The organism is Rhizobium skierniewicense (genome assembly GCF_014196515.1).
GTDB classification, from domain to species: Bacteria; Pseudomonadota; Alphaproteobacteria; order Rhizobiales; family Rhizobiaceae; genus Agrobacterium; species Agrobacterium skierniewicense.
On the sequence record NZ_JACIDV010000008.1, the window covers coordinates 106,440 to 124,607 of the forward strand.

An 18,168-nucleotide genomic window follows, 5' to 3' on the forward strand; every position below is an offset into this window, starting at 1 on the left:
CGGAAGACAAAACTCTGACCCGCTGAGCGAAGGACACAGGCATGGAATTTGATCTGGCGCGTTTCATCAAAGCGCAACAAGACACGTACTCAAAAGCCTTGCAGGAGTTATGCAACGGGCAGAAGAGGTCTCACTGGATGTGGTTCATCTTTCCGCAAATCAACGGACTTGGTCGATCGGAAACTGCACGATTTTACGCGATCTCTGGACGTTCTGAAGCCGAAGCCTACCTCAAACATCCTGTTTTGGGAGCCCGTTTGGAAGAGTGCACGAACGCCATGCTCAGCCATCCCCACCTCAGTGCACACGACATTCTTGGCTCTCCTGATGACCTCAAGTTTCATTCCAGCATGACGTTATTTGGCATCGCTGCCCAGAGTGGTTCGTCATTCGAGACCGCCCTTCACGTTTTTTATGGAGGTGAAGGCGATCAAGCCACGCTTTCAGCGTTGAAGAACGATGGATGATCAAACGCTTACCGACTTTTGCAAAAGTCAGACTTAAACTGGAATTCGGCCGCGTGAATTAGCTTCCGCGTAAAGCTATTTCAGGGTTGTCGCGGTGCCCAAACCTGAATTCCGATACGTCAAGGATGCATTTTTGCTCCCTTTACGATCTTATCGACCACCTTCTTTTCGGCTCTGAGTGCCAGTCCTACCAGCTTCGAATTGCCTGGGCTGAACTGAGCGAACACCTCCCTGTTGGCAGCGTCGTGCCCTGTTGAAAACATCTCCTCGATATAAGCCGAGGCTGTAACGTCGCGGTCGAGAACCCGGCTATGAATCGTGCGCAGCGTATCCTGATCCGCGGCGAGGACCACGATTGGCTGGATCGTCATGGGATTGTAGACATGACCAACCGCATCCCGATATGGTTCGCCGATGATGGCTGGTGTCTGGGCAACGATGCCGCTGGTCAGGAAGGCGGTGACGTTCAACTTCTGCCAGGTTGCGAGGTCATTGCGGATAACGATTGCGATCTTGGTGTCGAACATGCGGTTGAACTCCATTCAGGGTATCGAGGGAAAAGAAGACCTAGCTCCGAGCAAGGCGGGCGGTCTTGAACGTTCGTGCAAAGTCGGATTTGCCGACGGCATGCGTTTCGCTGCGCCCTCTCATGGTGTTGAGCGGATTGAAGCCCGGTTTCATGGCAACGCATTTTCGCCGCATCGTCACGACACCTACGCGTTAGGGCTGACGCTCCACGGCGTACAGACATTCCGCTATCGCGGGACCGAGCGTTTCAGCAGCCCCGGAAACGTGATCGTGCTGCATCCCGATGAGCTGCATGATGGCGCTGCAGGTACCGAGGATGGGTTGATCTATCGGATGATCTATTTGCCTCCCGACCTGATTGGCGCAGTCAATGGTTACCGTCACGCCCTTCCATTCGTTCCCGATCCGGTCGTTGCCGACATCGGCCTCTGGCAGGCACTGGCAGAGATTCTTTTCGATCTGAGCGAAGAGCCAAGCGACCTGATCATGGACGACGTTGTGATGCGGCTGGCATCGGGGCTCTCTCGTCAGGCAGGTGCTTCGCCGAGACCGATCGCAAGGTCGGCAAAGTCTGCGGTCCTCCGGGCCCGCGACTTCATCGAGAGCCACCACACAGAAGTCGTTCACTCAGAAGCACTGGAAGCTGCGTCTGGGTTGGACCGTTACGAACTGGCCAGACAGTTTCGCAGAATGCTGGGTACCAGTCCGCATCGATACCTCATCATGCGCAGACTGGAATTGGCGAATCGGTCTATCGCGGCTGGCAAAGGTCTGGCGCAGTCGGCAGCAGATGCGGGCTTTGCCGACCAGGCACATTTTACCCGCCATTTCCGCAAAGCCTTCGGCATGACGCCAGGGCACTGGCTGGCAATGCGTTCTGCAAGCTCTGGCTGAGTTTTGATTGTATTTGAATTGCCATCGGACGCGACCAAGCTTGGTAAAGGCGATCGCGGGCGAATACGATCCGCCCGCTTGTGCATCATGCTGCGTCGATTACGGGATAGTCCGTGTAACCTTCAGCGCCGCCGCCTGCGTAAAACAAAGCAGGTTTTGGGTCATTAAGCGTAGCACCCGTCTTGAGACGCCGCACAAGATCGGGATTGGCGAGTGCCATGACGCCTAACGCCTCTATATCGGCAAGTCCTGCTGCGACATCGGCACCTATCTTTTCACGCGAACGACCAGGCCGATTGAGGATCAGTGGGCCACCGAAAGAGCGGCGCATATCTTCCAGCAACAGATCGGTGCGAGTGTAGAGAACATGTATATAAGCCAAACCCATCTTGCCAAGTTCGACTGCGAGATACCGATACAGTTCATCGTTGTCCTGACCTTCGGCAATGCCGCCTGTCGCAACACCCGGTGAGAGGCGAATGGCAGTTTTCTGCGGACCGATAGCATCGACGACCGCACGGACGACATCGATAGCAAATCGCGCCCGGTTTTTCATCGTGCCGCCGTACTCATCGGTGCGATGGTTGCTGTCCGGGGCGAGGAACTGGTGTACCAGATAGCCGTTCGCACCGTGGATTTCGACGCCATCTGCACCGGCTTCGATAGCGCGCTTTGCGGCATAAGCAAAATCCGCAATCGTATGCTGGACTTCCTCCGTCTCCAATGCGCGAGGTTGTGGCACCGGCTGCATCCCGCCCATCGTGAACATGAAATCTCCGGACGCGATTGCGGAAGGAGCAACGGGCTGGCGATGATGCGGCGTGTTATCAGGGTGAGACCGTCTGCCGACATGCATGAGCTGTATGAATAGGCGCCCATTTGCCGCATGGACGGCGTCAGTGACCTTGCGCCAGCCAGCGACGTGCTCGTCAGTGTAAATACCAGGGGTCGCCAGGTATCCTTGGCCATCGTCAGACGGCTGGGTTCCTTCGCTAATCAGTAGCCCGAGCGATGCTCGCTGTGCGTAATATTCCGGCGCGAGGTCTCCGGGTGTTCCGTCAAGCTTGGCGCGGCTGCGGGTCATCGGTGCCATGGCCAGACGATGCGGCAGGGTAATCCCGCCAAGTGTGAATGGGCTCCAGATATCGGTCATCAGATTCTCCGGTGAAAGGTGTAGGGGTAGCTGGCGAGCCTCCTCGCCAGTTGCGGTTCAGTAATTTGGCTTGGCTGTCCGTCGGTCTTGTTAGCTGGCCGAAGCAAGACTCTCCGCAAACTCACGGTAGCTGTGCAGCGGGCGCTTCAGCATCGCCACAAGCCGTTCGACATCGCCTTCATTCGGGATCATGCCGTCGGTAACGTAGCGTTCTGCCATTAAACGCATTTCATAAGCGGTCCACTTCGGCATAAAGCTCGCCATGTTCTGTTCGAAACCCCTCGGATCATCACCGCCATAGACGATATCGCGACCCAGGACCTCGGACCAGATTGCAGCAACCTTGGGTCCCGTAAGCGTGTCGGGACCGACAAGATTGATCGTTTCGACTGGCAAGAGTTCGGAGGCCTGATCTCGGCGGATCAGTTCGATTGCAGCGACCTCGGCAATATCGCGCGCATCAACCATTGCAACGCCCTTGGAGCCGATCGGCATCGGATATACGCCGTGATTGAGAACGACATCCTTGATCATTATCTCGTTGTCGATGAAGTAGGTCGGGCGCAGGATCGTGGCGCTGAATCCCATCTCGCTCAGCATACGTTCGCCACCCGCCTTCACAGCAAAATGCGGGACGTTGACGGAGTTTTCGGCGTTGAACACCGAGAGATAAACGACGCGTTCGACACCCGCCTCTTTGGCAATGTTGAGGGTGATGAGAGCCTGAGTGAACTCGTCGCCCGTAACCGCATTGAGAAGGAACAAGGTGCGGACACCTTTGAATGCCTCGCGAAGAGCATCGAGGTCGAGCAATTCGCACTGGGCAATCTCGACGCCCTCCGGAAAGTTTGCCTTCGCGGCGTCGCGCGTCAGAACACGAATCTTGGCGTTGCGTTCAATGAGTTGGTTTACGACGTGGCGGCCAACACGGCCGCTGGCACCTATTACGAGAATGGTCATGAATGTAGCTCCTTGTGAGGCCGCTAGGGCGCTGTTGACATCTCCAAAGTTAGATGATCCAAATTTCCTCAAATAGACATCATTTCTGGACGCATCATCTCACAGGTGGAACACATGGATTTGCTCGCACTGGCGGATTTCAATCTCGTTGCTCGGCATGGCGGGTTTGGCAAAGCAGCGCGCAATGCCGGGCGACCGAAAGCCACACTATCCCGACGCGTCGCCGATCTTGAGGCGAGCCTCGATCTTCGGCTTTTCGAAAGGGGAGCACGGGACTTGAAGCTGACGGAAGAAGGTCGAGCCCTCTTCGAGCGGACTACGCAACTGCTGACGGAGCTAGAAGAAACCGCAACTGCTATCGCGTCAGGGGGGGTGTCACCACGTGGACGTCTGCGCATCAGCGCGCCGCTCATGTTTGCACAGGCAGCCTTGGGAAAGCTGGCGGCAGGCTTTGTGCTGAAACATCCCGAGATGCGGGTCGAGATCGTCGTGGAAGATCGTACCGTGGATATGATCGAGGAGGCTTACGATCTTGTCATCCGCGTCAATCCTCAACCCGATATCAACCTCGTTGGTCGGCCCTTTCTGCGTGACCGACAGGTCATTGTCGCTGCTCCAGGCCTCGCCTGGCCGGAGCCGGATAAGGCAGTGCCATCAGTGGTTCGCAGTTTGATCGGCAAGCCAGACACCTGGACTGTCGTTACGGATTCAGGGTCTGCAAAGCTTGCGACCACGCCGGTGCTTGGCATGTCGTCGAACACGATGCTGCGGGATGCGGTCTTGATGGGTGCGGGCGTCGCACGGCTTCCGCTTTCTTTGGTCAGCAAAGACATCGCCTCCGGTCGTCTCAACCACTGGGGCGATGTCGAAGGCGCCGAAACGGCGCTTTGGGCGCTCTATCCTTCGCGGCGTCTGCTCAGCGCGCGCGTATCAGCCTTTCTCGATTATCTTAAAAAGGCTTTTCCGCAAGGCACCCCGGAAGAACTCGCTGCCTATTTGAGCTGACGTCGGCGTCGACACCGCATGGCATATCCAAGCGAAAGCAGCCTATTCAGAGACGAGTTTTGAGCGCTGGTGCGCGCCCCGAATCGCCTGAGTTCGGTTCGCCCTTCGGTTCTATCAAGAGCACCTTCACCTCATCTCTAGCCCGTGGTCGATGTACCACGCCCTTGGGAACGACAATCAGCTCGCCGGCTCTCACTGTTCGAGACGGCTCGCCTTCGATGTCGAGCTCCATCTCTCCTTCCAACACAAGGAAAAAGTCATCAGTCGTGTCATGCTTGTGGAACGGATATTCGCCCTTGAACTTCACGACCATCACATCGTTCTCGTTGTAATCGGCGATCACATGCGGGTCCCAGTGACCTGAAAACAGGCTAAGCTTCTCATCGAGATTGATGGATTCCATTTGCTATCCTTTGTTGGCTTGAAAGCAACCGCTCAGCCCAACAGTTACACTGGACGTCGAACTGGGTATTGAACGATCGTGCAAGCACGACGGGTTCCTGCAAAATGGTTGCGGAAAAGGCTTCAGATCGCGGAAACCTTTTCCAGAGCGGAACGTCGTCATTCGTTGATGAGGACGACCTTCCCCTGCATGCTTCCCCGCCCTGCCCTGTCATGGGCAGCGGAGGCCTCAGCCATTGGGAACGTACTGTCGATCACCACCCGGATCGTGCCGTCATCTAGCAGACGACCCGCCTGTGCCAATTGTGCACCATTGGAGCGCACCTGAGCCGTTGAGACGACAATGCCGCGTCGTTGGGCCTCTTCATGGCCGGAAAAGCCGAGAGGATTGACCAGATAGAGCGCACCACCTTTTTTTATGACATTCAGGAAGCGCTCCATGTTGGAGCCGCCCACCGCGTCGATCACCAAATCGACATCTCGCATGACCGTCTCGGCTGACTGTTTGGTGTAGTCGATAAATGCGTCTGCGCCGAGATCGGCAAGAAGCGCCTCGTGCCTTCCGGAAGCAACTGCAATCACGCGGGCGCCTTTCCATTTTGCCACCTGAACCATCAGGTGTCCGACCCCACCGGCAGCGCCATTCACCAGCACGGTCTTTCCCTCGAGCGGAGCCGGTGCATGGTTGAAGCTCTGGAACGGGTTGGGTTTATCGTGGCCACGCTCTACGAGAAACTGCCATGCCGTCAGCAGCGACATTGGAGCGGCGGCGGCCTGCACGTGATCGATACCTTTAGGCTTCAGTGCGAGATCCGAGGCCGGGACGTTGACATAGTCGGCATAGGCATTGCTGCCGGTCATGAGGTCGTGGGGGAATCGCACCATTCCATAGACCTCGTCCCCGACGCCGAATGCTTGGACATCGTTCCCGACTGCGGTGACGATACCGGAGATGTCTGTGCCCAAGATCAGTGGAAAGACAGGGCTGGGTCGCCACTCCGGCGGAAGCGCACGATAGCCGTCCCGCAGATAAAGATCAGGGGGATTGAGACTTGCCGCACGCACCCGGACAAGGACTTCGCCCTGTTCGGCAACAGGCCGCGGAGCCTCTTCGTAACGCAGGACCTCTGCGCCACCAAATTCGTGCAGGCGGACTGCTTTCATCATCTCGGTCATATCGAACTCTTTCAAATTGAGATTTCGCTGACCAGATGTACGCGCATCCTTTACGATTGATAATGGCGCTTCAATTCGCTTTAATAGTGCCATGAAGGAACAAATTGGCATCGAACGGTTGACCGGCTTGATCGCCTTTGCGCGCGCCGGATCGCTGGGCAGCTATACGGCGGCAGCGCGGTCGCTTGCCATCTCGCCGTCAGCGGTCAGTAAAAGCGTCCAGCGACTGGAAAGCCACCTTGGCGTTTCGCTGTTCACCCGAACGACGCGATCTATTACCCTCACCAATGAAGGACGTGACCTGCATGAACGCGCATTGCGGCTGCTGCGGGATGCTGAGGACATCGAGCAGGCCGCAAAGGCCGCGCGCTCCGAACCGGCGGGAACGTTGCGCATTGCCGCTTCTCTGCCGATAGGTCTGCATGTCATCGCACCTTTGCTGCCCAGGTTTCGCGCACGTCATCCAAAGGTTTCGATCGATCTCAGACTGAATGATCAGAGGGTTGACCTCATCGAAGAGGGAATAGATCTGGCTGTTCGCATCGGCGACCTTCACGACTCCCAGCTTCTATCACGGAAACTTTCTCCGCATCTGCTTTGCTGCTACGCCTCCCCGGAGTATCTGGCCACGAATGGTGCGCCAACCCTCCCGATCATCTTCAGGAGCACCAGACGGTCAACCTGCGCTATCAGAGCACTGGGCAGTTATTTCGCTGGTCGTTCCAACTCAAAGAGCGAGAAATCGAGATCATACCGTCGTCGGCAATCATCGTCGATGCGAGCGAGGCTGTCTTAGCAACGATCGCAGCGGGAGCGGGAATAGGAATGGCGACGAGCTTCATGGCAGCGCCATGGGTAGCCCGTGGTCAACTGATCCCTGTCCTATCCGATTTCTCTTGCGAACGTCACAACATCACAGCCGTTTGGCCGGAAAGCCGCCGGACCAACCCCGCTGTGAGAGCCTTCCTGAGCATCTTGATGGAGAGTTTCGGTAAGAGGGAGAGATAAGCAAGATCAGTTTCAGTTCCTCGTCTGCCGTCAACAGGCTCGTTGACTTGGAAGAGATGAGCCACCATTTGTGTGACATGCCGAAGCGTGAAAAAGATGAGATCGAACTGATCAGGACATGGACCCTGCCAGCCACGGTAACAATGGGGTCGGCCGTTCGGGCGAACGGCGTTCTTCAGGAAATACAAGCAAGGCTGCCAGCGATCTCTAAAAAGTCGATCTCGCTGGAAGGCGTCGATCTCACACTGGCGATGGCGGCTAACGAAAAGACCGCATTCAACGCGGCAGCGGCTATCGTCGCGAAAGTGGTGGCGGAAGCCGGAGCAATGCCGGTCATCCCGCGAGAAATCGAGGACATCCTTACGATCAAGACTAGCGAGCGACATCGTTGGCTTGCAGACGGTCGTCTGCCGAGCGCCGGTACGAGGACCGTCAGACTGAACGGACGCGCTCGTCAGATTACGTTCCATGTGTTCGACCCCAAGGTGGTGGAGGATCTTCTCGACAGAGGAGCCGCGGAAGAATGGCGTGTGGAGGATGCCGAGGCGAAAGCCGAAAAGCGGCAGCGGGCTACGTATCAGGCGAAGTTGACGCGGTCGCTCAAGAAAGAGGCTGCAAAAAAGTCTATGACGTCGGAAGACGGCGCCAAGGATTCGGCCCCCAAGCTTGGCGGCTGGGAAGAGTTCGACGTTGACGGACTGCTTCGCTAGATCTGTTCATAGCTCAATACCGCGTCAGTCAGTTGGGCTTAAGCATCCTGAACGTACGCGAACCTTTCAAACTTACCGACAGATGCCAGGCTGTAGAACACTGGCGTAGAATACCCCGAAAATAGGCACCAGTTTCACCTCCCTGGCGATGTCTGGTTCGGAATATGGTCCAGTCGCGCTTTGGCCGCATTCGGAAATCGCTCACCTGACAACGCCACGAAAACGTCAAAGTTCATTCAGGCATGGTTCACCGTGCAGGTCGCTAAATCACATCACCCTCAACGGAGTGACGAGAGATGCGCAAGATAATTTTCAGCGCGGGAATAATTCTAGGTAGTCTGCTTGCCAACGTCGCCAACGCGATGCCGTCAGTTCATCCATCGGTTCCCTTGGCCTCAGACGTTCAGAAGGTCGACTACGCTTGCGGACGCGGCTTCCACCTTTCCCCACGTGGCTATTGCCGACCAAACGGCCCTCCACGCGAGTATCGCGATCGGTGGGATAGACGTGACCGCTGGGAAGCCAGACGCGAATGGCGCGATAGACGCGAATGGCGAGAACGCCGCGATTACTATGACCAACGGGAATGGCGTGGGCGACATGAGTATCGCGACTACAGATGGTAATGCCGGATCCTCTCGCGAATATAAACACATTCCGTGAGAGCGTCAGAAGAGCCGTTCGTCAGGGGTCAGTTAAAGCTTTTCCCAATTAAGGAACCAGAGGCGCGTGATGCCGTTACGTGATCATCCAGCAAGGAGGAAAACCAATGGATCATACGAATCACGTTCGCCTATCGCCGACAGAGCTGACCCCAGAAATTCTGGAAGGTGCAACCGTATATGGCGCAGATGACCATAAGGTTGGAAAGGTTGATCACGTGCATGGCGGAACAGGCGGCCAGGTCATTATCGACGTCGGCGGGTTCCTCGGAATTGGCGCAAAGCCGGTAGCGGTCTCCCTCAGCGACCTCGATTTCATGCGAGATGAGGACGGCGATGTTCATGCCGTCACTTCCTGGACGAAAGACCAATTGAAAGACATGCCGGAACATCATCACTGATGTAGCCACGGCCCGGTCGCAAAGACCGGGCCCTAAATCTAACTCCCTCCGAATATCAGAAGATTACAAGACGCCGTACCTGCTTAGCTCGCTCCCCATCCACGCACCTGCTGTCCACCAAAGACCATTTCAGTCGGCATCTGAAAAATAAAATAGGGATTGAGCACGGGCAGCGCCGTCGCTTTTTCCAGCCGTTGCATATGTTCATCCTTCAGCACAATGTCGAGCGAGGCGATGTTTTGGGTGAGTTGCTCTATCCGGCTGGCGCCGATCAGCACTGAGGAGACGCCAGGGCGTTTCGCTACCCAGGCAAGCGCCACTTCCGCAGGCGAACGACCAACCTCTGACGCCACAGTCTTCAGAACATCGACGATATCAAAGTTACGGTTTGTGAACAGCATGCCGCCGAACGGATTGTCACCATTAAGGCGTCCATCGCTTTCACCTTCGGTAACAGGACCGGCTCGGTCCGGCAGGCCGGGCGCACGGCTGGCTTCGCTGATTTTTTCGCGACCGTATTTTCCCGTCAGCAGCCCAGCCGCAAGTGGGCTCCATGGCACCATACCCAAACCGAACTCGGCACCTGCCGGAAGAAGGTCCAGCTCTACGCCACGATCGATCAGCGAATAGGCGTATTGCAAACCGATTGGCTTGGGTAGGCCGTGCGCTTCCGCAAGCGTTGCTACCTTTGCGACATACCAGGCAGGTGTGTTGGAAAAACCGTAATGCAGGATTTTGCCAGCACGGATCGCATCGGTCAGCGTCTGAAGAACCTCTTCTGCTGGCGTCGTGCGGTCCCACACATGCATCCAGTACATGTCGATGTAATCGGTTTTCAGCCGCTTCAACGAGCCTTCCACACCCATGCGGATGTTCTTGGCACCGTTGCCACCCCATAAGGGCGTGCCCTGCCCGCGTGGAAAGCCGGATTTGGTGGCAATGACCAACCGATCACGCGTGCCGCTGTCCGACACAAATGTGCCAAGCATCTCCTCGCTTTGGCCAGCGGAATAGACATCCGCCGTGTCGATGAAATTGCCACCGGCTTCGACATAGGCATTAAAAAGCGCGCGCGAGGTTTCGTCTCCGGCACCCCAGCGTTCCGCACCGAAGGTCATGGTGCCAAGCGCCAGCGGGCTGACGATCAGGCCGGATTTGCCGAGTGTGCGGTAACTGGTGAGATCCATCGGTGTTCTCCATCGTTGTTGTGCAACAGGATGTAACGACAAGCGTCCCACAGAATAAGCCATTGATAGCAGCATGAACTTGTGAGCACAGTGCATGAATGGAACGAAACGAACTCAATGATTTCCTGGCCTTCGCGGCGGTGGCGCGCGAGCGCAGCTTTACCCGCGCCGCCGCCATTCTCGGCATGTCACCCTCTGCGCTGAGCCATGCGATGCGCGGGCTGGAGGAGCGGCTGGGCGTCCGGCTTTTGTCGCGCACGACGCGCAGTGTCGCGCCGACCGAACCGGGCGAGAGGCTGCTGCAATCGCTCAATCCGGCGCTCGCCAATATTGAAAGCGGGCTGGAAGCGCTGGCGGAGTGGCGCGACAATCCTTCCGGTACGGTCAGGATAACCACCTTCGCCTATGCGGCACGAATGGTGCTTCTGCCGAAACTGCCAGCCTTCTTGCTGGCCAATCCGGATGTCCGGGTGGAGGTCAATATCGATGATGGCCTGACGGATATCGTCACAGCCGGTTTCGATGCGGGCATTCGACTGGGAGAAGCCGTCGCCAAGGACATGGTCGCTGTGAAGCTTGGGCCGGATTTAAGGACGGTGGTGGTGGGAACGCCATCCTATTTCAAACGCTATCCTCCGCCGTTGACCCCCTATGACCTGGAACGCCACGCCTGTATCGGATACCGGCTGACGACCTCAGGCGGACTACTGCCCTGGGAATTCGAGAAGGACGGCAAGGAGATCAATATCCGCACCAGCGGCCCTTTGGTCGCCAATGATGGCGATCTGCCGGCGGCTGCCGTTCGTGCAGGTGCGGGACTGGGTTATATCATGGAGCATGACGTCGCTGAGGAGATCGCTGCGGGGACCCTCGTCCAGGTCTTGAAGGACTGGTGTCCCAGCTACCCCGGATTTTACCTGTACCATCCCAGTCGCAGGCAATCGCCATCAGCCTTGAGGGCACTCATCGCTTCACTCAAGGTCGGATGAAGCTTGCATATTTGCTCATTGTATAAACGAATGACCGCCAGCTCGAACCGTTCAAACTTTTTACATATCGGCACGCCGACAGTCTGCGCCCGAAGACTATGTAGGGTCTGGAACAATGTGGTCTCTCGGTCCGTTGCTCACCGTTAATGTACGGGAAAAAAATCGGAATTCGAAATGCCAAGGTACTTCTTCCACGTCAGGGAAGCAGACACCCTTTCCATCGATTTTGAAGGCGCGGTGCTTTCAGGTGACGATCAGGCCATAAGAGAAGCGCTTCAGGCAGCGAGGGAAACACTTGCCGAAAAAATAATATTCGGAGACATCATCAGCCACACCAGCTTTGAGGTCGTTCGCGCCGATGGTCACCTGATCGCCGTCATACCCGTCTCGTCAGTCTTGAGGTTTCAGTAGGAAATAGCTTAAATCCTCGGCTAAACGGCTCTCTTCGCTACCTCCCGGTCGGCTTGGCGTGTATTCGTTCCTTGAAGTCAAATATCTTCCCTCCAGTCCTCGAAGCATATCGGACAAAGATGACAATCGTCGCATCCTATCTCTATCGCAACGGTAAACGCGCTGATGTAGTCGAACTCTCTTCGCAGCCCTTCGACGCGAACGCCAACGAGTTCGTATGGATCGGGCTGACCGATCCAACAGTCGAGGAAATGGCATCTCTAAAGACGATGTTTGGGCTCCATTCCTTGTCTGTCGACGACGCGCTGAATGGCAAGCAGGTGCCGAAGGTCGATATTTATGGCGACCAGCTATTCGTCGTCGCCAAGACCGCGTATCTCGAAAACGACAGGATCGCCTATGGCGAGACCTGTATCTTTGTCGGTCAAAACCATGTCATCACCGTGCGGCATGGGTCGGCACGATCACACCAGAAACTGCGCGAACAACTGGAGCAGGCACCGCAGCTTCTCTCGCATGGTCCCGATTACGTTCTCCACGGCATTCTCGATTTCATCGTCGATGGTTATCTCCCCTTGGTCGAAACGATAGAAGACCGGGTTCTGGAGATCGAAAAGCACGTTCTCGTTTCCTTCCTTGAGCCGGAGCAGATCCGCAGGATCTTCCGAATGCGTCGGCAGGTCATCAAATTCCAGAGGGTGATGGGCCCGATGGCTGAAGTTGCCAGCAAGCTCGCCCACCTTGAATTGCCCTGCGTCGACAACAACGCCAGGCCGTTCTTCAAGGACGTCCACGATCATGTTCGGCGTGTCGAAAACATGGTGATCGGGTTGCGTGATATCGTGACATCCGTATTCGAGGCAGCGAATCTTCTGGAGCAACAGCGGCAAGGCGCAATTACGCGACAGCTCGCCGCATGGGCAGCGATCCTGGCAGTACCGACGGCAATCGCTGGGATTTACGGCATGAACTTTGAGAACATGCCCGAGTTGAAGTCGCAATACGGGTATTACGTCGTTCTGGCTGTCATTCTCGTTCTCTGCGGCATTCTGTATTACCGCTTCAAACGAGCACGGTGGCTATAGTCCAGTTGGCCTGCAACCGGCCGACAGTCAGGCGCTGTCACTTTTTTAGCTCCCCGGCGCCGCGGCTGATCCGGTAAGAATGCCGCCATCAATGGTCAATTCGGCTCCAGTCATATAGGCGGCTTCGTCGGAAGCCAGCAACACAGCCAGCGCAGCGACTTCTTCCGGCCTACCAAAACGGCGCATTGGTGTGTCCCTGACCAAAGCGGCCTCGCGGTCCTTGCGATCCGGGCCTGTGCCTAGCATCGGCTCCCACATCGGGGTCATCACCGCAGCCGGGTGGATCGAGTTACAGCGGATGTTCAGATTTTGACTAGCGCAATAGAGAGCGACGCTCTTGGTGTGGTTGCGAACTGCCGCTTTGGATGAGGCATAGGCCGCAGCCATCGGGATTCCAACCAAGCCCGAGCGGGACGAGATATTGATGATTGAACCCGCACCATTTTCCCGCATGGCCCTGATGGCATAACGGCAACCGAGGAAAGTCCCATCCAAATTCACAGCATGAACGGCACGCCAATCGGAAAGTTCAGCGTTTTCCGGATCATGAGCAGGCGGAAGGCTGTCGACTGGTGCCTCGAACCCAGTAATCCCGGCATTGTTGACAATCACGTCAATCCTCGGGAACTGACGGGCAATCTCCATCCAATCGTTTTCCGAGGAAACATCAAGTCGGACGAACGTCGCTCCGATTGCCTTTGCTAGATCCCGGCCACCTTCCACGTCGATGTCAGTGACAATGACATTTGCCGCTTCGTCAGCGAAAGCGTGTGAGATAGCGGCGCCGATGCCGCGCGCAGCCCCGGTTACGAGTGCGGTTTTCCCCTCGAGTCTGGGCATAAGTAAATCCTCAAAGTATGAATGGCAATTCGAGATGCGCGATGTTCTAAGCTGCGACATCAATGGTGCTGGTCCAGACTATAGGTCAGCATTGTTCATGGTCTTACACTCCTGTTGGCCCAACTTGTCGACCCGCGCCTGAATAACCAGTTAAGAAATGGAGGTTGAACGTACATCGCCATACCGCTATTTGAAGCCTTCGCGAAGGAAGATGACGGCATCCCTTGCCTCCTCCGACGATATTGTGTGACCGACCCCAGGATAGATTTTGGACGTCACCGTGAAGCCTGCCGATCGCAGTTGGCCAGACGCGACAGTTGTCGCCGACGGCGGAATTGTCTTATCCTCTGCACCATGCATCATCAGAATATCTGTTCGTGCTGAAGATGACGTCGGCGGCAGAGCCAACAGACCTGCAAAGGTGACGAGAGCGCCGACCTTCCAACGACCCGATGCCACTCCATCCAGCGCCATGATGGCGCCTTGCGAGACCCCGATGAACGCCACTCGGTCCAGTGCGTCTTCGAATCCCTCACGTTTGACGATCTCAGAGACCACCCTGTCGAACGCTCGGCGCGCGGCGTCTATCCGCTCGGGGCGCATGATCTGGTCATCGACTGCAAACCATTGACGACCACCTGACTTGTGCGCAAACGGCGCGTCTGGCGCAACAAATACTGTGTCCGGCAGCGTCGCCTGCCAGGAGTTCCTGAGCGCTTCCATCACCGACCCTCGTCCTCGGATGCCGTGGAACAGGATCACGAGATGATCCGCACGCGTTCCTACTCGAGAAGCGGTCGATTTGGAGGCGCTCTCTGCCCGTACCATCTGGAAGGGTTTGGCAGCAGGGTCGACCTTAGGCGACACCATTTGGGGTCCTGTTTCCGCAGCCATCACAGCACCTGGACTTGCGGCGACATAGATTGCGCCAATAAATATGACGATTAGGGAGAAGATGGCGGCGAGATTGGAGGGCGTCATGGGACTTTCCTGTTGCATCCCCTCAACTTTCACTCGGAACGTTCGTTCCGGTCCACAGCTACGCCGCCACTGACAATCTCGTTATTGCCATTTGTCTGCCTCCAATCGCCAAGACCTCTGCGCCGGGAACAACCCCGCACATGTCCCGTTTCAGAATAGGCACCACAGCACATTCAAGGAGATTTCAATGCAGCGATTTGCAGACAAGGTTGTCGTCGTGACTGGCGCTGGTTCAGGAATAGGCAAGGCAACGGCGGAGCGTTTCCTCAGCGAGGGCGCGATGGTGACCCTGGTCGGCCGCACGAAGGCAAAGCTCGAGGGCGTCGCCAAACCCTATGCTGAAGATCGGGTTCTGCTCGCCGAGGCTGACATATCGAATGACGGTGACGTGAGAGACCTGATTTCTCGGACGGTCGAAAAGTTCGGGCGCCTGGATGTTCTTGTCAACAATGCAGGTGTTGTCGCCCAAGGCGACGTCGGTACCCTCACCACAGATGATTGGCGCACGGTCATGGCGACAGATGTGGATGGCGTCTTCTACGCCAGCCGTGCGGCCATCCCACATCTGAAGTCGTCGCGGGGCTCCATCATCAACGTCAGCTCCGTATCCGGCACGGGTGGCGACTGGGGCATGGCAGCCTACAATGCCGCCAAAGGTGCCATTACCAACCTCACGCGGGCGATGGCGATGGACCATGGCAAGGACGGCATCAGGGTCAACGCAGTGTGCCCGAGCCTGACGCGCACCGGGATGACCGAAGACATGATGGATGACGACAAGCTCATCGCGAAGTTCAACGAGCGCTTCGCGCTCAGGGGGCCTGGCGAACCAGAAGACGTTGCGGCGGTGATCGCATTTCTCGCGAGTGACGACGCTCGGTTCGTGACAGGCGTCAACCTGCCTGTCGACGGTGGAATGTCGGCGTCTAACGGTCAGCCGCCTCAATAGGAAGTCGAACGGCCCCTGAGGAATTATCCTCCGGGGCCGCCACAAAACTCTAATCTACAGGTCGTTTCTCTTCTGCCGCCGGCCAGTCGTTGGCCGGCTCTTCGATCACATCATCATCTGCAGGATCTGGATCATGCTCATGAGCGACCAACATGCTGTTGACCTCCACGATAATGACACTGCAAGCGTCCTCATAACTGACGCCGTTTACAACGAGACCATCGACCAGTTCTTCGAGCTTGGAGCGAACCTCACGTTTCCAATCATCGGTCATTTCTCTCTCCTTTGTTTGACGGGTTTTTCAGTAAGTTCAATCCAGACTGGCGCGTGATCGCTGGTGTGCTCCCAGCCACGGACATGCTTGTCAACGACGGCTTTTGTCAGCTTCTTTGCGAGGTCAGGACTTAGTAGAAAGTGGTCAATCCGAAGTCCGGCGTCACGGACGAATGCGTTCCTAAAATATGCCCAGAAGGTGTAGACGCGTTCGTTCGGATGGAAATGCCGAACCGCATCCGTCCAGCCTTGGGCCACCAGATTCGTATAAGCTGCTTTGACCTCGGGCCGGAACAGCGCGTCGTCTATCCACCGCTCAGGTTTGTAGACATCGAGATCGGTCGGCATGACGTTGAAATCGCCGACGAGAGCTACGGGAACCTCGAGCTCGAGCAGTTCGTCCGCGTAGGAATGCAGTCGCTGAAACCAGTCTAGTTTGTATTGGAACTTCGGCCCTGGGACTGGATTGCCGTTGGGTAGGTAGAGGCATCCAACAACCATTCCGTCGATGACAGCCTCGATGTAGCGACTTTGGCTGTCTTCCGGATCACCGGGCAGCCCCCGCCTTGTCTCAAGCGGCTCCTGACCTCGTGCAAGGATAGCGACACCATTCCATGATTTTTGGCCGTGCCAGATCGCACCATATCCTGCGCGTTCCAGCTCTTTGCGTGGAAATTTGTTGGGCGGTGCTTTCAGTTCTTGCAGACAAACGACATCAGGTCGTGCCTCATCCAACCAACGAAGGAGGATGTCGAGGCGACCATTGATACCATTGACGTTATAAGTGGCGAGCTTCACCGAAATATGTCAGCGATTGCGATCACCTTTGTCGCCCTCGCCTGACTTCGTATCATTCTTTGCGTCATGGCGCGCATCGGCCGAAAGCGAACGGGAGACATCGACGCTCTCCTTGAACTTCCCGTCTTCATCGCGGCGGACGTAACGCTTGTCTGTGCCGGTATCGATCAATTCTCGCTTGGTCATCAAATCTTCCTTTTGGTTGCTGTGCAAGGAAAACGCGCCCCGCTGTCAAAAGATGCATTCGAATCAGCGACCTAAGACAGACTCGCAAAACGGGAGGCCGCATGCGCCTAAGTCATTGAAAAACGATTCGTTTTAGCAAGGAACGATTCGCGCACTGATTCGGTTGAACCGCGTTGGTTGTGTGAGGAGTGCGCGTATCATGAGTTCCCCGAGAGCAAACTGGAAAGGTTTCATCAAGTTCGGCGAAGTGTCATGCGCGGTGGCGCTTTACACCGCCGCATCGGCGTCGGACCGTGTCGCTTTCAACACGCTCAACAGAGCGACCGGAAATCGGGTCAAGCGCGAGTTCATCGATAGTGAAACCGGAGACCCCGTCGAACGGGAAGACCAAGTCAAAGGCTATGAGACCGAGAACGGACAATACATCGTTCTTGAACCGGAGGAAGTCGCGGCCGCCGTCCCCGATAGCGACAAGACGCTAACGATCGAATCCTTCGTTCCCTGTTCTGACATCGACACCGTGTATTTCGACAAGCCCTATTATCTGACGCCAGACAAGACGGGTACGGAAGCCTATGTTCTGCTTCGCGACGGCATGAAGGAGGCCAAGGTTGCGGCTATCGCACGGACCGTGCTGTTCCGCCGCCTCCGCACCGTCCTCATCCGCCCACATGGCAAGGGCCTCATCGCTTCCACTCTCAACTTCGACTACGAGGTTCGATCGTCGCAGGAAGCCTTCGAGGATCAGCCGGATGTCAAAAGCGATCCCGAATTGCTCGAGATTGCCGAACTGATCATCGCAAAAAAGAAGGGCAGCTTCGACGCCAGCACCTTCGATGATCGGTATGAGGAGGCTGTAGCAGAACTCGTCAAGGCGAAGATTGAGGGGCGATCGCTTCCAAAGAAGAAAGCCGCCCCGGCCGCCAAGTCCGTCGATCTATTGCAGGCCCTGCGTCAGAGCGCGGGCCTCGACGCCAAGAAAAACAAGTCAAAACGGACCGCTGCCAACGCCAACGCTGGCGAAGAAACTGCAAAACCTAAAAAGGCAGCGACCAAAGCAAAGGCGACGGTCGCACCGACCCGTCGCGCCGGTTAAGAGGAGA

Annotated in this window: 22 protein-coding genes and 1 pseudogene; 12 read left to right on the forward strand and 11 right to left on the reverse strand. The window is 56.5% G+C overall.

All coding sequences use genetic code 11. The features are described 5' to 3' along the window. Nucleotides 1-41 precede the first annotated feature (41 nt). Nucleotides 42-467, forward strand: coding sequence for a DUF1810 domain-containing protein (locus GGQ73_RS14355; RefSeq protein ID WP_183896885.1), 426 nt, complete (start codon nucleotides 42-44; stop codon nucleotides 465-467). A gap of 119 nt (nucleotides 468-586) precedes the next feature. Here GGQ73_RS14355 and GGQ73_RS14360 read toward each other — a convergent pair whose 3' ends face one another. Then, nucleotides 587-994 (reverse strand): DUF2000 family protein, encoded by a 408-nt coding sequence (locus GGQ73_RS14360; RefSeq protein WP_183896886.1) that lies wholly within the window; start codon nucleotides 992-994, stop codon nucleotides 587-589. Between GGQ73_RS14360 and GGQ73_RS14365 the strand changes: the two genes are divergently transcribed. After that, nucleotides 993-1,889, forward strand: coding sequence for an AraC family transcriptional regulator (locus tag GGQ73_RS14365; protein ID WP_183896887.1), 897 nt, complete (start codon nucleotides 993-995; stop codon nucleotides 1,887-1,889). The genes GGQ73_RS14360 and GGQ73_RS14365 overlap by 2 nt on opposite strands. Before the next feature lie 85 nt (nucleotides 1,890-1,974). Here GGQ73_RS14365 and GGQ73_RS14370 read toward each other — a convergent pair whose 3' ends face one another. Together GGQ73_RS14370 and GGQ73_RS14375 are read right to left on the reverse strand one after the other, a co-directional pair. Further along, nucleotides 1,975-3,042: an alkene reductase gene (locus GGQ73_RS14370; protein ID WP_183896888.1), complete on the reverse strand. Its 1,068-nt coding sequence runs from the start codon at nucleotides 3,040-3,042 to the stop codon at nucleotides 1,975-1,977. Between the two features lie 90 nt (nucleotides 3,043-3,132). Then, entirely contained in the window at nucleotides 3,133-4,002 is an 870-nt protein-coding gene (locus GGQ73_RS14375; RefSeq protein WP_183896889.1) for an SDR family oxidoreductase, read from the reverse strand. Nucleotides 4,003-4,116: 114 nt separating this feature from the next. On the opposite strand from GGQ73_RS14375, the gene GGQ73_RS14380 reads away from it, so the two are divergent. Then, nucleotides 4,117-5,007: a LysR family transcriptional regulator gene (locus tag GGQ73_RS14380; RefSeq protein ID WP_183896890.1), complete on the forward strand. Its 891-nt coding sequence runs from the start codon at nucleotides 4,117-4,119 to the stop codon at nucleotides 5,005-5,007. Between the two features lie 46 nt (nucleotides 5,008-5,053). Here the strand turns inward: GGQ73_RS14380 and GGQ73_RS14385 are convergent, their stop codons facing one another. Next, complete coding sequence (locus GGQ73_RS14385) at nucleotides 5,054-5,410, reverse strand: cupin domain-containing protein (protein ID WP_183896891.1); 357 nt, start codon at nucleotides 5,408-5,410, stop codon at nucleotides 5,054-5,056. A 158-nt stretch (nucleotides 5,411-5,568) separates the two neighbouring features. After that, a complete protein-coding gene (locus GGQ73_RS14390) occupies nucleotides 5,569-6,585 on the reverse strand; it encodes an NADP-dependent oxidoreductase (RefSeq protein ID WP_183896892.1) in 1,017 nt (338 codons plus the stop codon). Nucleotides 6,586-6,676: 91 nt separating this feature from the next. Here GGQ73_RS14390 and GGQ73_RS14395 point away from each other — a divergent pair. The 4 genes and pseudogenes from GGQ73_RS14395 to GGQ73_RS14405 all read left to right on the forward strand — a co-directional run bounded on the left by GGQ73_RS14395 (nucleotide 6,677) and on the right by GGQ73_RS14405 (nucleotide 9,366). Further along, nucleotides 6,677-7,593: pseudogene (locus GGQ73_RS14395) on the forward strand (LysR family transcriptional regulator). A gap of 77 nt (nucleotides 7,594-7,670) precedes the next feature. Then, nucleotides 7,671-8,303, forward strand: coding sequence for a hypothetical protein (locus GGQ73_RS14400; protein ID WP_113494171.1), 633 nt, complete (start codon nucleotides 7,671-7,673; stop codon nucleotides 8,301-8,303). 296 nt (nucleotides 8,304-8,599) lie between these two features. Then, nucleotides 8,600-8,929 carry a GCG_CRPN prefix-to-repeats domain-containing protein gene (locus tag GGQ73_RS23350; protein WP_252094042.1) on the forward strand — a complete coding sequence of 110 codons (330 nt, stop codon included), beginning with the start codon at nucleotides 8,600-8,602 and terminating at the stop codon, nucleotides 8,927-8,929. Nucleotides 8,930-9,072: 143 nt separating this feature from the next. Continuing rightward, nucleotides 9,073-9,366 carry a PRC-barrel domain-containing protein gene (locus GGQ73_RS14405; RefSeq protein ID WP_183896893.1) on the forward strand — a complete coding sequence of 98 codons (294 nt, stop codon included), beginning with the start codon at nucleotides 9,073-9,075 and terminating at the stop codon, nucleotides 9,364-9,366. A gap of 83 nt (nucleotides 9,367-9,449) precedes the next feature. On the opposite strand, the gene GGQ73_RS14410 is transcribed toward GGQ73_RS14405, so the two are convergent. After that, nucleotides 9,450-10,553 (reverse strand): aldo/keto reductase, encoded by a 1,104-nt coding sequence (locus tag GGQ73_RS14410; RefSeq protein ID WP_183896894.1) that lies wholly within the window; start codon nucleotides 10,551-10,553, stop codon nucleotides 9,450-9,452. A 98-nt stretch (nucleotides 10,554-10,651) separates the two neighbouring features. Here GGQ73_RS14410 and GGQ73_RS14415 point away from each other — a divergent pair, with 98 nt between their 5' ends. From GGQ73_RS14415 to corA, 3 genes are all read left to right on the forward strand, one after another. Then, entirely contained in the window at nucleotides 10,652-11,542 is an 891-nt protein-coding gene (locus tag GGQ73_RS14415) for a LysR family transcriptional regulator (RefSeq protein ID WP_183896895.1), read from the forward strand. A 174-nt stretch (nucleotides 11,543-11,716) separates the two neighbouring features. Next, on the forward strand, nucleotides 11,717-11,953 hold the full coding sequence (locus GGQ73_RS14420) for a DUF6894 family protein (protein ID WP_183896896.1): 237 nt from the start codon (nucleotides 11,717-11,719) through the stop codon (nucleotides 11,951-11,953). 119 nt (nucleotides 11,954-12,072) lie between these two features. Further along, nucleotides 12,073-13,038 carry a magnesium/cobalt transporter CorA gene (gene corA, locus GGQ73_RS14425; RefSeq protein ID WP_113494176.1) on the forward strand — a complete coding sequence of 322 codons (966 nt, stop codon included), beginning with the start codon at nucleotides 12,073-12,075 and terminating at the stop codon, nucleotides 13,036-13,038. Nucleotides 13,039-13,083: 45 nt separating this feature from the next. Here corA and GGQ73_RS14430 read toward each other — a convergent pair whose 3' ends face one another. Next, nucleotides 13,084-13,878: an SDR family oxidoreductase gene (locus tag GGQ73_RS14430; RefSeq protein WP_183896984.1), complete on the reverse strand. Its 795-nt coding sequence runs from the start codon at nucleotides 13,876-13,878 to the stop codon at nucleotides 13,084-13,086. 186 nt (nucleotides 13,879-14,064) lie between these two features. After that, a complete protein-coding gene (locus tag GGQ73_RS14435; RefSeq protein ID WP_234910974.1) occupies nucleotides 14,065-14,859 on the reverse strand; it encodes an alpha/beta hydrolase in 795 nt (264 codons plus the stop codon). A 187-nt stretch (nucleotides 14,860-15,046) separates the two neighbouring features. On the opposite strand from GGQ73_RS14435, the gene budC reads away from it, so the two are divergent. Further along, nucleotides 15,047-15,808 (forward strand): meso-2,3-butanediol dehydrogenase, encoded by a 762-nt coding sequence (budC, locus tag GGQ73_RS14440; RefSeq protein ID WP_183896897.1) that lies wholly within the window; start codon nucleotides 15,047-15,049, stop codon nucleotides 15,806-15,808. Between the two features lie 49 nt (nucleotides 15,809-15,857). On the opposite strand, the gene GGQ73_RS14445 is transcribed toward budC, so the two are convergent. From GGQ73_RS14445 to GGQ73_RS14455, 3 genes are read right to left on the reverse strand one after another with little or no spacing between them, the layout of a single operon-like run. Beyond that, the gene (locus GGQ73_RS14445) at nucleotides 15,858-16,082 is read right to left on the reverse strand and encodes a hypothetical protein (RefSeq protein ID WP_183896898.1); all 225 of its coding nucleotides are present in this window, start codon (nucleotides 16,080-16,082) and stop codon (nucleotides 15,858-15,860) included. Next, a complete protein-coding gene (gene xth / locus GGQ73_RS14450; RefSeq protein ID WP_045232572.1) occupies nucleotides 16,079-16,879 on the reverse strand; it encodes an exodeoxyribonuclease III in 801 nt (266 codons plus the stop codon). The genes GGQ73_RS14445 and xth overlap by 4 nt, the downstream gene beginning before the upstream one ends. A 9-nt stretch (nucleotides 16,880-16,888) precedes the next feature. Beyond that, a complete protein-coding gene (locus tag GGQ73_RS14455; RefSeq protein ID WP_183896899.1) occupies nucleotides 16,889-17,065 on the reverse strand; it encodes a hypothetical protein in 177 nt (58 codons plus the stop codon). A 199-nt stretch (nucleotides 17,066-17,264) separates the two neighbouring features. Here GGQ73_RS14455 and ku point away from each other — a divergent pair, with 199 nt between their 5' ends. Continuing rightward, the gene (gene ku / locus GGQ73_RS14460) at nucleotides 17,265-18,161 is read left to right on the forward strand and encodes a non-homologous end joining protein Ku (RefSeq protein WP_183896900.1); all 897 of its coding nucleotides are present in this window, start codon (nucleotides 17,265-17,267) and stop codon (nucleotides 18,159-18,161) included. Nucleotides 18,162-18,168 lie beyond the last annotated feature (7 nt).

Excerpts from the sequence above, each read along its gene's own strand:
- GGQ73_RS14390 (WP_183896892.1), bottom strand. The coding sequence starts at position 6,585 with ATGACCGAGATGATGAAAGCAGTCCGCCTGCACGAATTTGGTGGCGCA.
- GGQ73_RS14375 (WP_183896889.1), bottom strand. The coding sequence starts at position 4,002 with ATGACCATTCTCGTAATAGGTGCCAGCGGCCGTGTTGGCCGCCACGTC.
- GGQ73_RS14360 (WP_183896886.1), bottom strand. The coding sequence starts at position 994 with ATGTTCGACACCAAGATCGCAATCGTTATCCGCAATGACCTCGCAACC.
- GGQ73_RS14385 (WP_183896891.1), bottom strand. The coding sequence starts at position 5,410 with ATGGAATCCATCAATCTCGATGAGAAGCTTAGCCTGTTTTCAGGTCAC.
- GGQ73_RS14445 (WP_183896898.1), bottom strand. The coding sequence starts at position 16,082 with ATGACCGATGATTGGAAACGTGAGGTTCGCTCCAAGCTCGAAGAACTG.
- GGQ73_RS14400 (WP_113494171.1), top strand. The coding sequence starts at position 7,671 with ATGCCGAAGCGTGAAAAAGATGAGATCGAACTGATCAGGACATGGACC.
- GGQ73_RS14410 (WP_183896894.1), bottom strand. The coding sequence starts at position 10,553 with ATGGATCTCACCAGTTACCGCACACTCGGCAAATCCGGCCTGATCGTC.
- GGQ73_RS14405 (WP_183896893.1), top strand. The coding sequence starts at position 9,073 with ATGGATCATACGAATCACGTTCGCCTATCGCCGACAGAGCTGACCCCA.
- GGQ73_RS14380 (WP_183896890.1), top strand. The coding sequence starts at position 4,117 with ATGGATTTGCTCGCACTGGCGGATTTCAATCTCGTTGCTCGGCATGGC.
- ku (WP_183896900.1), top strand. The coding sequence starts at position 17,265 with ATGAGTTCCCCGAGAGCAAACTGGAAAGGTTTCATCAAGTTCGGCGAA.
- GGQ73_RS14455 (WP_183896899.1), bottom strand. The coding sequence starts at position 17,065 with ATGACCAAGCGAGAATTGATCGATACCGGCACAGACAAGCGTTACGTC.
- GGQ73_RS14435 (WP_234910974.1), bottom strand. The coding sequence starts at position 14,859 with ATGACGCCCTCCAATCTCGCCGCCATCTTCTCCCTAATCGTCATATTT.
- GGQ73_RS14430 (WP_183896984.1), bottom strand. The coding sequence starts at position 13,878 with ATGCCCAGACTCGAGGGGAAAACCGCACTCGTAACCGGGGCTGCGCGC.
- GGQ73_RS14420 (WP_183896896.1), top strand. The coding sequence starts at position 11,717 with ATGCCAAGGTACTTCTTCCACGTCAGGGAAGCAGACACCCTTTCCATC.
- corA (WP_113494176.1), top strand. The coding sequence starts at position 12,073 with ATGACAATCGTCGCATCCTATCTCTATCGCAACGGTAAACGCGCTGAT.
- GGQ73_RS14355 (WP_183896885.1), top strand. The coding sequence starts at position 42 with ATGGAATTTGATCTGGCGCGTTTCATCAAAGCGCAACAAGACACGTAC.
- GGQ73_RS23350 (WP_252094042.1), top strand. The coding sequence starts at position 8,600 with ATGCGCAAGATAATTTTCAGCGCGGGAATAATTCTAGGTAGTCTGCTT.
- GGQ73_RS14370 (WP_183896888.1), bottom strand. The coding sequence starts at position 3,042 with ATGACCGATATCTGGAGCCCATTCACACTTGGCGGGATTACCCTGCCG.
- GGQ73_RS14415 (WP_183896895.1), top strand. The coding sequence starts at position 10,652 with ATGGAACGAAACGAACTCAATGATTTCCTGGCCTTCGCGGCGGTGGCG.
- GGQ73_RS14365 (WP_183896887.1), top strand. The coding sequence starts at position 993 with ATGCGGTTGAACTCCATTCAGGGTATCGAGGGAAAAGAAGACCTAGCT.
- budC (WP_183896897.1), top strand. The coding sequence starts at position 15,047 with ATGCAGCGATTTGCAGACAAGGTTGTCGTCGTGACTGGCGCTGGTTCA.